12 protein-coding genes are annotated in these 13,070 nt (G+C 64.5%); 6 read left to right on the top strand and 6 right to left on the bottom strand.

Annotation, left to right across the window (positions count from 1 at the left end; translation table 11 throughout):
• Nucleotides 1-283 precede the first annotated feature (283 nt).
• Nucleotides 284-1,621, bottom strand: a complete 1,338-nt coding sequence (locus tag DA075_RS17975) for an MFS transporter (protein WP_099954374.1) — start codon at nucleotides 1,619-1,621, stop codon at nucleotides 284-286.
• Nucleotides 1,622-1,774: 153 nt separating this feature from the next.
• On the opposite strand from DA075_RS17975, the gene cyoA reads away from it, so the two are divergent.
• The 4 genes from cyoA to cyoD all read left to right on the top strand — a co-directional run bounded on the left by cyoA (nucleotide 1,775) and on the right by cyoD (nucleotide 5,992).
• Entirely contained in the window at nucleotides 1,775-2,896 is a 1,122-nt protein-coding gene (gene cyoA, locus DA075_RS17970; protein ID WP_099954373.1) for a ubiquinol oxidase subunit II, read from the top strand.
• A gap of 75 nt (nucleotides 2,897-2,971) precedes the next feature.
• On the top strand, nucleotides 2,972-4,969 hold the full coding sequence (gene cyoB / locus DA075_RS17965; protein WP_099954372.1) for a cytochrome o ubiquinol oxidase subunit I: 1,998 nt from the start codon (nucleotides 2,972-2,974) through the stop codon (nucleotides 4,967-4,969).
• A gap of 1 nt (nucleotide 4,970) precedes the next feature.
• Complete coding sequence (cyoC, locus tag DA075_RS17960; protein WP_099954371.1) at nucleotides 4,971-5,603, top strand: cytochrome o ubiquinol oxidase subunit III; 633 nt, start codon at nucleotides 4,971-4,973, stop codon at nucleotides 5,601-5,603.
• A gap of 2 nt (nucleotides 5,604-5,605) precedes the next feature.
• On the top strand, nucleotides 5,606-5,992 hold the full coding sequence (gene cyoD, locus DA075_RS17955; RefSeq protein WP_210344376.1) for a cytochrome o ubiquinol oxidase subunit IV: 387 nt from the start codon (nucleotides 5,606-5,608) through the stop codon (nucleotides 5,990-5,992).
• Nucleotides 5,993-6,556: 564 nt separating this feature from the next.
• Here the strand turns inward: cyoD and DA075_RS17950 are convergent.
• The 4 genes from DA075_RS17950 to DA075_RS17935 all read right to left on the bottom strand — a co-directional run bounded on the left by DA075_RS17950 (nucleotide 6,557) and on the right by DA075_RS17935 (nucleotide 9,647).
• The gene (locus tag DA075_RS17950; RefSeq protein WP_099954370.1) at nucleotides 6,557-7,273 is read right to left on the bottom strand and encodes a dihydrofolate reductase family protein; all 717 of its coding nucleotides are present in this window, start codon (nucleotides 7,271-7,273) and stop codon (nucleotides 6,557-6,559) included.
• A gap of 79 nt (nucleotides 7,274-7,352) precedes the next feature.
• Nucleotides 7,353-7,808, bottom strand: a complete 456-nt coding sequence (locus DA075_RS17945) for a (R)-mandelonitrile lyase (RefSeq protein WP_099954369.1) — start codon at nucleotides 7,806-7,808, stop codon at nucleotides 7,353-7,355.
• 86 nt (nucleotides 7,809-7,894) lie between these two features.
• Nucleotides 7,895-8,602, bottom strand: coding sequence for a Crp/Fnr family transcriptional regulator (locus DA075_RS17940; protein ID WP_200601654.1), 708 nt, complete (start codon nucleotides 8,600-8,602; stop codon nucleotides 7,895-7,897).
• Between the two features lie 313 nt (nucleotides 8,603-8,915).
• Nucleotides 8,916-9,647 carry a Crp/Fnr family transcriptional regulator gene (locus DA075_RS17935; RefSeq protein ID WP_099954367.1) on the bottom strand — a complete coding sequence of 244 codons (732 nt, stop codon included), beginning with the start codon at nucleotides 9,645-9,647 and terminating at the stop codon, nucleotides 8,916-8,918.
• 901 nt (nucleotides 9,648-10,548) lie between these two features.
• Here DA075_RS17935 and DA075_RS17930 point away from each other — a divergent pair.
• On the top strand, nucleotides 10,549-10,785 hold the full coding sequence (locus DA075_RS17930) for a hypothetical protein (RefSeq protein WP_099954366.1): 237 nt from the start codon (nucleotides 10,549-10,551) through the stop codon (nucleotides 10,783-10,785).
• A gap of 326 nt (nucleotides 10,786-11,111) precedes the next feature.
• Here the strand turns inward: DA075_RS17930 and gcvA are convergent, their stop codons facing one another.
• Nucleotides 11,112-12,029, bottom strand: a complete 918-nt coding sequence (gcvA, locus tag DA075_RS17925) for a transcriptional regulator GcvA (RefSeq protein WP_099954365.1) — start codon at nucleotides 12,027-12,029, stop codon at nucleotides 11,112-11,114.
• Between the two features lie 129 nt (nucleotides 12,030-12,158).
• On the opposite strand from gcvA, the gene DA075_RS17920 reads away from it, so the two are divergent.
• Entirely contained in the window at nucleotides 12,159-12,905 is a 747-nt protein-coding gene (locus DA075_RS17920; RefSeq protein WP_099954364.1) for an SDR family oxidoreductase, read from the top strand.
• Nucleotides 12,906-13,070 lie beyond the last annotated feature (165 nt).

Here is a 13,070-nt window from a genome sequence, read left to right as displayed (position 1 = left end):
AGCGGCCGGGTCGCCGGTGACTCCGGCCGAGCGAGCAGGCAGAACCGGAGTGACCTGCAGGAAAATAGGCGGCGGCTGCTAACGTCCAGGGTCACAATCCAATTAGTTTGACTAAGCGGGAGTCCGCTTTCCACCACTCACGGAATTTTGGGAAATCTGCCTTCCGGCAATCTGATTAGGTCGAATGTTCGACCTTGGTCGGGAGTGGAACAACCGCTTGTAGAAACTAGGCGTACGAAGCAGACGCGCGAGGCGACGCAAAGGGTGGTAGAAGACCCTGCTTTTATCGCGTTGGCGCTCTGTGCAGCACCCGATTCAGCCCAAGGGCCGCGAGCGTGCACAGGGCACCGGAGACGAGATAGGCGCCGACCGACCATAGGCCGAAGGTGCTCGCGAGCCAAAGGGCGACAAGTGGTGCGAAGCCGGCGCCGATGAACCAAGCGGCTGTCGCAGTCGTGCCCGCGCCCGTGTAGCGGTGCTTGGCCGAGAAGCTGGCGTTCAGCGCACCCGAAGACTGGCCGAAAGCGAGCCCGAGGAAGGCGAAGCCCAGCAGCACGTAGGTCCATTCGCCTGCGGGCCCCTTGTCGAGCAACCGCGGCGCGAAGCCACCATAGGCGCCGATCAGCACCGCGGAGAGCCCGAGCACGGTCCGCCCCCCGAGCCGATCCGCGAGGAGCCCAGACAGCGCCACGGTCGCGAGCCCGACACCGGCCCCGACCAGCTCGATCACTAGGAAGCGCAAGGATGCGTCGCCTCCGGCCAGCACCACCCATGACAGGGGAAACACCGTGACGAGGTGGAAGAGCGCGAAGCTCGCCAGGGGGGTGAACGCACCGAGGATTACCGTTCGTCCCTCTTCGCGCACGAGGTCCGATAGGCGGGACGGCTGCAACTCCCGGCTCTCGTAGAGTCGGGTGAATTCGGGCGTGGAGATCAGGCGCAGCCTCGCGAACAGCGCCACGACGTTGATGACGAAGGCTACGAAGAATGGGTAGCGCCAGCCCCAATCGAGGAAGTCCGCCGGCTTCAGCGTGGCGAGCAGGAACGCGAACAGGGCGCTCGCCACGAACATGCCGATCGGTGCGCCAAGCTGCGGGACCATCCTGAACCAGCCGCGCCGTTCCGCCGGCGCACTGAGCGACAGCAGCGCGGGCAGCCCGTCCCAGGTGCCGCCCTGTGCGAAACCCTGTCCGATCCTGAGGATCCCTAGGAGGATCGCGGCAAGACCGCCGACCTGCGCGTGGCCGGGCAGGAACGCCATGGCCGCCGTCGATCCTCCGAGCAGAAAGAGCGCCGCCGTGAGCTTCACGCCCCGCCCATGCCACCGGTCGACCCGCATGAAGACGAGGGCGCCGAAGGGCCGGGCGACGAAGGCCAGCGAGAAGATCGCAAACGAGTATAGTGTGCCGGTCAGCGCGTCTGCGTATGGAAAGACCAGTGACGGGAAGACTAGCACCGAAGCGATCGCGTAGACGAAGAAGTCGAAGAACTCTGACGAGCGTCCGATGATGACGCCGACCGCGATCTCGCCGGGCCGGATGCGGTGCTCGCGTGCGTTGACGAGCCGGGCATCGCGCTCCAACGGTTTCGAACTCGCGGGGCCGGCGCTCGTGACTGCCATCCGTTAGGTCTCCTTACGTCCGCGTCCCCGCGTGGGTTCGGACCGCGTGCCTCACCGGCGATCGGTTCCACGACGGCCATAACGGCGAGCGAACCGAGGGGATTTGACCGCGGTCAAAGTCGACGGGGGTCCGCGCCGGCTATCCCAGCGGCCATGTTCGACCCAGCATTCAGTCCTTTGAGACGGGCCTTCGCCCTCGCGCTCCCGCTGCTCCTGCTCGGTGGCTGCGACGCGGTGGTGATGAGTCCCACCGGAGACGTTGCGCTGCAACAACGCAACCTCATCCTATTTTCGGTTGCGGTTATGCTGCTCATCATCGTGCCGGTGATGGTGCTTACCGTGCTGTTCGCCTGGCGCTACAGGCGGGGCAACGCGAATAAGGTCTACGAACCCGATTTCGATCACTCGACCACGCTCGAACTGGTGATCTGGTCGTGTCCGCTGCTCATCATCATTGCGCTGAGCGCAGTGACCTGGACGAGCACGCATCTGCTCGACCCGTTCCGGCCGCTGGAGCGCCTCGCACCGGGCGTACCCGTTCCCTCGGACATGAAGCCGCTGACCGTCGAGGTTATCGCCCTCGATTGGAAATGGCTGTTTATCTATCCCGATCTCGGAATCGCCACTGTGAACGAGCTCGCCTTGCCCGTGAACGTGCCGGTCCGTTTCGCGATTACTTCGAGCGACCAGTTCAACACGTTCTACGCACCGACGCTCGCCGGCATGATCTACGCCATGCCGACCATGCGCTCGGAGCTGAATGCCGTGCTCAACAAGCCCGGCGACAGCTGGGGCTACTCGGGCAACTACAGCGGCCGTGGCTATTCCGACATGCGGTTCAAGCTGCGCGGCATCGAGGCGGCCGATTTCGACCGTTGGGTGGCGGAGGTGAAGGCCGCCGGCGGCATCCTCGCGCTGTCGAATCTCGTGGAGCTGGTCAAACCGAGCGAACGGGTACCGGTGATGCGCTTCGCCTCTGTCGAGCAAGGGCTTTTCGACCGTACGCTCAACCGCTGCGTCGAACCGGGCAAGCCCTGCATGGTCGACCTCATGCGCCGCGACATGGAGACGGATCGAGGTCACGCACACGCGCATGGGGTGCCGGAGATGCCCCCTGGACGCTCGGCGGAGCCGCTCATCGGCGGCAAGCCCAAGCCCGCCCTGGAAAAGGTGCCCGAGGAGAAGGGCTCCGGCCCGAACGTCACAGCGCCCGCGCAGCTCGATCCCCGCGGCGCGCTCGAGCCGGGCAGCGCGCACAACCGCGACCATCAGTAATCCGCTCACGCGCCGTCCATCCCTCCTGCCGGCCCGCCATTCGGCGCGGGATCGCCCTTCCCCATCGGGACCGTCATGACCGACATCCATCTCAAGACGATCTTTGGCCGTTTGACCTGGGAATCCTTCCCGATCCACGAGCCGATCCTGTTCGGCACCTTCGTCGTCGTCCTGCTGCTCGGGCTCGCCATCGTCGGCGCGGTGACTTGGTATCGGCTCTGGGGCTATCTCTGGCATGAGTGGTTCACGAGCGTCGATCACAAGAAGATCGGCATCATGTACGTGATCCTCGGCATCATCATGCTGCTGCGGGGATTTGCCGACGCGCTGATGATGCGCGCGCAGCAGGCGATCGCCTTCGGTGCGAACGAGGGCTACCTGCCCGCCCACCACTACGATCAGATCTTCACCGCCCACGGGACGATCATGATCTTCTTCGTGGCGATCCCGCTGGTGGTGGGCATCATCAACTTCGTGATGCCGCTCCAGATCGGCGCGCGCGACGTCGCCTTCCCGTTCCTGAACAACTTGAGTTTCTGGCTCACCGCCGCGGGCGCGGTCCTCACCATGGTCTCGCTGTTCGTGGGCGAGTTCGCCCGCACGGGCTGGCTATCATATGCGCCGCTTGCCGGACTTGCCTATAGCCCCGACACCGGCGTCGACTACTACCTGTGGTCCTTGCAGATCGCGGGCGTGGGCACGACGCTGTCAGCGATCAACATGGTCGCGACCATCATCAAGATGCGCGCGCCCGGCATGACCATGATGAAGCTGCCGGTGTTTTGCTGGACCGCGCTCTGCTCGAACGTGCTGGCGATCGCGATCTTTCCCGCGCTCACCGCCGCCTTCTTCCTGCTGATGCTCGACCGCTACGTCGGCACGAACTTCTTCACCAACGATCTCGGTGGCGCACCAATGATGTACTGGAACATGGTCTGGATCTGGGGTCATCCGGAAGTCTACGTTCTCGTCCTGCCTGCGTTCGGCATCTACTCTGAGATCACTTCGACCTTCACCGGCAAGCGCCTGTTCGGTTACTCGTCGATGGTCTACGCCACCGTCGTCATCACGATCCTGTCCTATCTCGTTTGGCTGCATCACTTCTTCACGATGGGCGCCGGACCTGCCGTGAACTCGTTCTTCGGCATCGCTACGATGGTGATCTCGATCCCGACTGGCGCCAAGATCTTCAACTGGCTGTTCACGATGTACCGCGGTGATATCCGCTTCGAGCTACCAATGATGTGGGTCGTGGCGTTCATGCTGACTTTCGTCGTCGGCGGCATGACCGGGGTGCTGCTCGCCATTCCGCCGGCCGACTTCGTGCTCCACAATTCGCTGTTCCTCGTGGCGCACTTCCACAACGTGATCATCGGCGGCGTCGTGTTCGGCCTGTTTGCCGGCATGGTCTACTGGTTCCCCAAGGCCTTCGGCTTCAAGCTCGACCCGTTCTGGGGCAAGGTCGGGTTCTGGGGCTGGGTCGTCGGCTACTGGGTCGCCTGGACGCCGATCTATGTGGTCGGCCTGATGGGCACCGCGCGCCGCGTCCGTCATTTCGACGATCCGAACTTCCAGCCCTACTTTGTCATCGCGGCCATAGGCGCGCTCATCATCCTGGTCGGCATCCTTGGCTTCGTGATGAGCATCGTCATGGGTTTCGTGAACCGCACCGCGTTGCGCGACGTTACGGGCGACCCCTGGGACGGCCGCACGCTCGAATGGTCGACCGCCTCGCCGCCGCCGGCCTACAACTTCGCCTTCCTGCCGGTCGTGCACGACCTGGACGCCTGGTACGACATGAAGAGCCGCGGCTACGCCCGGCCTACGGGCGACTTCCGCCCGATCCACATGCCGCGTAACACCGGCACGGGTGTGATCCTCGCCGGCCTGTCGCTCAGCCTCGGCTTCGGCATGGTCTGGTACATCTGGTGGCTCGCCGCCTTGAGCTCCCTCGCCCTGCTCGCAGTGGCGGTTGGGCACACCTTCGACTTCGCGCGCGACACTTTCATCCCGGCCGACGTGGTGGCGGCGACCGAAGTCAAGCGCCGGACGCTGCTCGGCCAGGGGGGCTGATATGACCGATCGCACATGGGACGCGGGTGAACCCGAGATTGCCTGGCACGAGACCGGGGCGGAGGGGCACGAACACGGCGGGGGCGCCACGGTCCTGGGCTTCTGGATCTACCTGATGAGCGACGCGCTCATCTTCGCTTCGCTATTTGCGATGTACGGCGTAGTGAGTACGGGCTACGCCGGCGGGCCTGGTCCGCGCCAGCTCTTCGACCTACCTCTGGTCGCCCTCAACACCGCGCTCCTGCTCGTCTCCTCAATCACCTTTGGGCAGGCCATCCCCCATATGGAGGCGGGAAGGGTCGGTCCGACGCAGGCTTGGCTTGCGGTGACTGGCCTCCTCGGCGCGGCCTTCGTCGGCGTCGAACTCTATGAGTTCTCGCACCTGATCGCGGAGGGGGCGGGCCCGCAACGCAGCGCCTTCCTGTCGGCTTTCTTCACCCTGGTCGGCACGCACGGTGCGCACGTCACCGTCGGACTGATCTGGATCGCGACGATGCTAGTCCAGCTCAGCCAGCACGGACTCAGCGGCGAGATGAGACGTCGGATCATCTGCCTGTCGATGTTCTGGCACTTCCTCGACATCATCTGGATCGGCGTCTTTACCTTCGTCTACCTTCATGGAGTGATTCGGTGAGCTTGCATTCCACCCCCTCCGTGCACGGCGCCTCAGGTGACGCGCGAGGAGACGCGCACGGGCACGGGAGCCGTCGCGGTTACCGCATCGGCGTCGCGCTCTCGATCGGGCTGACGGTCGTGCCGTTCTGGCTCGTGATGTCGCAGGCGCTGTCCGATGCGAGGGTGACGGCAGCGATCATCTTCGCCCTCGCACTGATCCAGATCGTCGTCCACGTGGTCAGCTTCCTCCATCTCGACACGCGCTCTGAGGGCGGCTGGACGCTGCTCGCCTTCCTCTTCACGGCAGTGATCGTGGTGCTGACGATCGGCGGGTCGATCTGGGTCATGTACCATCTCAACGTGAACATGATGCCGACGCCGGACGCCGCGGCGGCGCCAATGCACTGACCACGCCAGGGCCGGATGCAGAGGGTACCTCGGCTTCCCCTCCGTCGGGTGCCGATGCGGCCCGGAAGAGTCTCACAGCCGGGATCGTCTAATGGGATCGCCTCGACTTCTCGCCCCCCTCGCGGATCATTCCGGCCTCGTCGCCGAGGCGGAACTCCATCGCCTCATGGCGCGGCACGCGCACTCGGCTGGCCTATGCGACCACCTCGAAGCCTGCGCGGACGGGCTCCCCACCTGGCCGATCGCGGATGAGGCCGAGCGACTCCGCTCTGCCTTGAACGAATTCATCGGACAGGACGGACCGAGCACCGCCGACCTTGCCGGGATGCTCGGACCTGGCGTTCCCGACGTCCTGACTGATAGCCGACCCAGCGTTGCGCTGCGAAGCTCCAAAATTCCGCACTGGTGAAACCTAGAGTAGGCGTGGCCGCCCTTTCACGACGGCGGCCAAGTTCGTTCTAATGGGACGAATCAGATCGTCACCTGCCGGAGCAGCAACCCCGACGGACGCGTGAGGAGGTTCCCATGTGTCTCACGTTGATGCAGTTGGTAGCGCGGCCTTGGCTAGGCCGGCGCTTTCTCCGCCTGGTACCGTAGCCACACCATTCCGCCTTCGAGCGTCTCGGCGGACATGTGCCGGAGGGCCTGCCCGGCACCGGGCCGCTCTTCGGCCTGGCCCTGGTATCCGAAGATGCTCTCGACGCCGGCGAGGCCGTCGGCCGCCGGGTGGATGAGCACGTTGATCTCGTCGATTAGGCCCGCCTTCAGGAGGGCACCGTTGATGGCCGCGCCCCCTTCCAGCAGGAGAGCCTCGACGCCGAAGGTCTCGCCCAACGCGTCCATGGCATTGGCGAGGTCGCGGCCATCGGGATTGGCCAACAAATAGGATACGCCGTCCTCGCGCAGTTCCGCGAGATACCCGTCGGACACCGCCTCGGACAGAACCGCGACGGCATGGTCGCCGACGTGGTTGTCCTGCCCGTAGTGAACGCGCCCCTCCGGGTCGATGGCGATTGCGAGGTCGCGGTCCTTTTGGTCTCCGACGAACGGCTCGCGCGAGGAGACGCCCGGCCCAGTCACCTGCCGCGGCTTGCCCTTGGAGACCTCCTGCATGGTCACGCGCCCGCACATCCATCCCTGGGCGCCGAAGTGGGCCGCGACCTCGTCGTAGTGCTGCCGGAGCCGCGCCTTATCCACGCCCGATGCCGGGACGGTGAAGCGGCTGGGATGCAGCCGCCCGTTGATTGAGCTCACCATGTGGCAGATGACCTTCGGTCCCATCGGGTCGCGGTTTCCTTTTCGGTCAGTGGACGCGGGTGGCTCACTCGCCCCGGTATTGCGCGTCCGTGACGTGCTCCATCTAATCGACGACTTTGCCGTCGAGCGCCTCCGCGATGTCGACGTGGCTCATGCCGGCTGTGGCCGAGGCGCCGTGCCAGTGCTTTACGCCGGGCGGGATGCGCACCACCTCGCCGGGCCGGATCTCCTGAACCTGGCCGTCCCACTGTTGCAACCGGCCGGCCTCGGCCGTGACGATCAGGGTCTGGCCGAGCGGGTGCGTGTGCCAGGCCGTTCGCGCGCCCGGCTCGAAGGTGACGAGCCCGCCCGACATCAGTGACGGCGGCATCTCCTTCAGAAGCGGGTCGACGCGCACGGAGCCGGTGAACCACTCCGGCGAGCCCTTGGCCGAGGGCTGGGAGCCGCTCCTTTGAACCGTAACCGCCGCGTCCGACGCTCCGGCGGCGGAGGGTTGAACGGTCCCGCCGGCCATCACGCCGGCGAGCACGAGTGACACGAAGCCGACAAAGATGCGCATCTCGGTCGCTCCGCGGTTCACGCGGCGTCGGGCAGCCGAGGGCCGATCCCTGCTCATCGACGGCCTGTGCCGTCGAGCGGCGTGACTCACGCCGCCACGGCCCGCCTCCTGAGCCCGCGCGCATCGACTATCGTGACAGTCCGGGCGCCAGACAGGACGATCACCCCAGCGCCCTTCAGTTTTGTCAGTTGCCGGCTCACCGTTTCGATCGTCATTCCTAGCACGTCCGCCATGTGGCCGCGCGTCATAGGAAGTTCGAACGTCACCGGCTCTTCCAGGCCCGGCCGGCCCGCGGACGTCCCCGCTCTCACGGCCATGTCGAGCAGGAGCTCGGCCACCTTCTCTCCGGCGGAAAGGCGTGCCAGCGTCAGCATGCGCGCGCGGGCTTCGCTCAACGCCTTGAGTGTGCGCTGGAGCAGGAGGTTCCCCATCCGCGCGTGCTGCTCCAGGAAGCGCTCGAACGGGCGTCGCGGGAACGTGCACAGCTCCGCGTCGGTCAGCGCCGTGATGGTGAAGCCGATCTCCGCCGCATAGGGCTCGCCGACGAAGTCCGCCGGGTACGACAGGCCGACGATCTGCTCGCGTCCGTCGGCCGTCGCTGCGACGGCCTTCAGAACACCCGACAGGAGGTTGGCGCAGATCCGGCTGTCTTCACCCGCCCACATCACGGTCTCACCCGCCGCCACGCGGCGCCGCTGGCAGAGGCCAGTCAGGACAAGGCGCTCCTGGTCATTGAGGCAGCGGCATAGCGCACGGTCACGGACGGGGCAGCCCGCGCAGACATCAATCGACACTGGTCCGGTCCTTAAGTCACTGGCGCGGGCTTCCGCTTCGTGCGCGGAGCGCGCGACGCGCTTCATCGGTGGGCGGGGCAAGGCATGGCGCCTGCGCCGGTGCTCGCCGCATCGAGGCGAGCGCTCGGGTCGGGCCGACGGAGAACTCACGACGGGCCGGGCTTCGGCGAGGAAGGCCGGTACGCGCGCGTGGAGGCATTGGGATCTCCGGGATCGACGCCTTCCAGCTGATCCCGCCGACGCTCTGCCTCCTTGATTCAGATCAAGGCGGATGTGTCTCGTACCCGAGGCCCTGCGCCCGTAGGGCGGCTTACTACCCGGCGAGACGCTTGAGCCGGCCCAGGTCGAGCAGGCGGACACCGCCGGGCACGATTAGGATGACCTTCTCGCGGTCGAAGCGCGACAACGTGCGGCTCACCGTCTCGATCGTGAGGCCGAGGTGGTCGGCGATGTCTTGCCGCCCCATCGGCAGTTCCAGCGTCACCGAGGTCAGACCGATCCGGGCGTAGCGCTCGCGCAGGCCGAGCAGGAAGCTCGCGACCTTCTCCTCGGCTCCGCGGCGGCCGAGCAGCATCATCTGGTCCTGCGCGAGGCCGAGTTCGTAGCCCGCTCGCTCATGCAGGCGCTGCAGCAGGTGGGGCTTTCGCGTCACGAGATCCAGGAACGCCCGCCGCTCGAAGCGACAGACGGCAACAGGCGACAACGCCTCGGCGGTCACCGTCTGCCGCTCCGGCAGCGCGAGGCCGAGGAAATCCCCAATGAGGGCGAAGCCCATGACGTGGCGGCGCCCGTCCGGCAGCAGGCGCGAGAGGCGCACCGCCCCTTCAGTGATGTTGAAGACGGCGATCGCCTCTTCGTCCTGCGAAAAGAGGGTTTGGCGCGCATCAAACGCAACGTGCCGGCTGAGCCCTTCGAGTTCATCGAGTTCGTCGCCGGTGAGTGCAGCGCAGACGCTGACAAGGCGGACCCTGCACTCGGCGCAGCCCCCCTCGGTCCGGCCGTGCCGGCACGGGTGCTGGTCTGGCGCGCAAGTCTCGCTCGGCATCAGGCAGCCCCCGGGTTTCCTCATGGAAACGCGAGCTTACCCGATCCTCGACCGGAACGCCTACCTGCCGCCCGTCACCATTCCTATGCGGCTTCCCCGCGCTGGGCACCGCGAGCACCTTTGTCCCGCGACGGTCGCCTCCCGCCGTCACCGGGCTGCTACGCGGTGGACTGCGCCAAAGCCACGAACTCGCAGGCCTTCTTTTTGCGCCCAAGGGGCCGTCTGGCAGGCCAAGCGTCCATGCTATGTCCCGCGCCGTTGTGCTGACGACCGCCCCCGCGATCTGGCGTGACAGGCAGGTCGGGACGGCGCAGTCTGAACATCTCCGCTGCACCCCGGCTTGCCATGCACGTTGCAGCATGGCTGTATGCGCAAGCCGCATTGTCTTTAGCGCCTGACCTGATCCTACAACACTGCAACAAGACGTCTGACAGCTTGAGCGTTCGCGCTCTAGGCGCGTAGGAACTGCCTTTGTGCACATTTAGACAATTTTCAATTTGATTGTACCCGAAGCGGCTTCAGTGTAAAACCGCGCACAATGAAAGAACGGTGTGTGTCTGGGGCCGTGCCGAATTCCTTTACCCCCGAGGAGCTTGAGTCTGAAAACGCACATCTCGATCGTCGTGGCCGCCGGCCGCGCCCAGCCGGGTCCCAAGGATCTACGGGAGAGTGCTCGGTTCGTCGGCGAGTCGTTCAGTGCTAAGGTAGTCTTTCATCACCTCAAGCAGGTGGTGCCGGACGAACATAAGCTCGAACCGTTCAGAGCCTAACCGTCAAAGTTGGCCATGTCTGGTTCTGCACGCAGTACAGGACCGGCCAGAACCAAGTGACGCAGGCTTTTTCTTGCGTCTTGGTCAAATGTTGGCAATTTACGCTTGATCAGCATTTTAGGTAGCAATGGATGATCAACGCACGTAAGCGGTTTGTGGATGCGATAATTGCCGAGATCGTTGAGCAGGAAGGCATGGCCCGGGAGCTGGCTGAGTTTGCCGACCTGATGGAAGGAGACGGTCACCATGCGACGGCAGAGACGCTATGGGGTATGAGTCGTCGCCGCCGGGTCAAAGGCATCGAGCTACGCGGCAACCTAGCAGCTCTCGCAATCGCCGACCACGAAGCCACCGAGGGCGGCGATTAGTGTCTTCGCCTGATGTGACTGACTCGTCGCATCACGCGTGAGAGCGGATCAGCAGGAAATTAATGCGTAAAAAAACGACGATTTTTTAGCCACTTAAAGCTGCAAGGATTGCGTGTAAGGAAATCAAAGCGGACTCCAGCGATCTTCTGCCTGCCTCTCTGCTGGCTTGCTCGCAATGTGAGCGACTCTTAGAGCCGGGGAATTCGAATGTGAAGGAAGTCAGCAGGCAAATAGGGTCTCAATCAGCGATCCGGACGCATATTTTGGATTTTAATATAGAAATTCAATATATGAAAATTACGAATTAATTTGGATTTCGAGGCCTTTTACAACGCGTCGGAGTGAATCTCTGTTATCAACCAGTCGCGAAATGAAATAATGGTCGCGTCTTGCACGTCCTGAGGACGGCAAACCACATAGTAGGCCAATGCACAATCCATGATGGGACCGAATGGGCAGACCAGCCGGCCATCCTCCAGATCCTGCTCAACGAGTGTGGTGCGCCCCAGGGCCACGCCGTTGCCGGTCATCGCCATGCGGTAGGCCGCAGCGGAGTCGTTGATGCGAAGGCCACGCTCGCTATCGGACACATCGAGCCCAGCCGCCAGATGCCAGTCACGCCATGTCCGGAAGGCCGACGTCGAGGCCATCGACGTGTCATGGATGAGCGGGTGATGCTGCAGATCGTCGGGCGTCCGCAGTGCGGGAGCCCCCTCCAGCAGCGCCGGGCTGCACACTGGGAAGAACGCGTCGCGAGCAAAGGGAAAGGCCACCAGGCCTGGCCATACGCCGGCTCCATAGCGAATGCCCACGTCGACGGACTGGCTCGCAAAATCGACGAGCGCCGTGCTCGTATCGATCAGCAGCTCACAGTCGGGGTGTTGCTGGTTGAACGCGTCGAGGCGGTGAAGAAGCCACTTGTCGGCGAACGCACTCGGCACAGTGACGGACAGGACCCGACGCTTCCGAGCCGATCGCAACCTGTCCATGGCTGCGGACAGGCTGGCGAACCCGGATCGCAGGTCGGGGATCACGGCCTTCGCGGCCTCGGTGACGACCAGTCGCGCTGGCCCCGATTGGGCGCGGTGAAACAGCTCGACGCCGAGGCTCTCCTCGAGGCGCCTAACGAGCTGGCCAACGGCGGCTGGCGTGACGTTCAGCTCCTGCGCTGCGAGCGCGAAGCTCTGATGGCGGGCGGCCGCTTCGACCGCGCGCAGCGCGTTGAGGTGGTCAGGGGCTCTCATGCGCTAAACATTATCTATATCGGCGGACGAGATCATCCCGTTTGTGGCGCCCCGCTGCCGCCTCCATAGTCGCCCTCACGGATCGCGCGCTCCGACTTTCCCGAGTTTTCGAAAGTCAGGAGAAGACCCATGAAGCTCAACAACAAGATCGCCCTCGTTACGGGCGGTACATCCGGCATTGGTCTTGCCGCGGTCACGCTGTTTCGGCGCGAGGGAGCCAAGGTCGTCGTGATCGGAACCGATCGGGAGCGATTGAAGCAGGTCGAGACGCAGCTGGGGGAGGACGGCCTCGCCATGGCTGCCAACCTGCGCCGTCCTGGCGAGATCGATCGTGTGATCGAGGCGGTGCAGGATCGCTACGGCCGCGTCGACGTGCTGTTCGCCAATGCGGGCCTGGGCCGAGCCGCTCCCCTGGAGGCGGTCACGGAAGCCGATCTCGATGAACAATTCGAGGTCAACTTCAAGGGCCTGTTCCTCACCATCCAGAAGGCGGTGCCGCTGATCGCCAGAGGCGGCAGCATCGTGCTGACCACCTCCTTCCTGAACACGAAGGGCACACCGGGCCTGTCGATCCTGTCCGCCACCAAAGCAGCGGTGCGCTCGCTGGCTCGCACGCTCGGCGCCGAGCTGGCGCCGCGCGGCATCCGGATCAACGCCGTCAGCCCCGGCCCGATCAGCACGCCCTTTGCCAGCAAGATGGGCTTGAGTGAGCAGGAGCTGAAGGCCTTCGCCGAAGGGGTCGAGGGGCAGGTGCCGCTACAGCGCTTCGGTGAAGCAGACGAAGTGGCGCGGGCCGCTCTGTTCCTCGCCAGTGAAGACAGCTCCTACGTGACTGGCATAGAGATCGTGGTCGACGGCGGCTTGTCCCAGTTCTAAATCTTCTCTGCCAAATAGAGATCTGCTCCTGGCGAGCTCGTGCTCGCCAGAGCATCCGATGTCAACAAAACGACCGTTTCCCTCACAACGCCGAACGAGGACGGCCAATGCGGTCAATCCGAGAGCCCGACAAGCTGACTCTTGTTAGGATAGCGTGTCGGGAAA

It is taken from the genome of Methylobacterium currus (genome assembly GCF_003058325.1).
Lineage (GTDB): Bacteria > Pseudomonadota > Alphaproteobacteria > Rhizobiales > Beijerinckiaceae > Methylobacterium > Methylobacterium currus.
The sequence above is the reverse complement of the archived record's forward strand: the minus strand, read 5'-3'. Positions and strand labels throughout refer to the sequence as shown.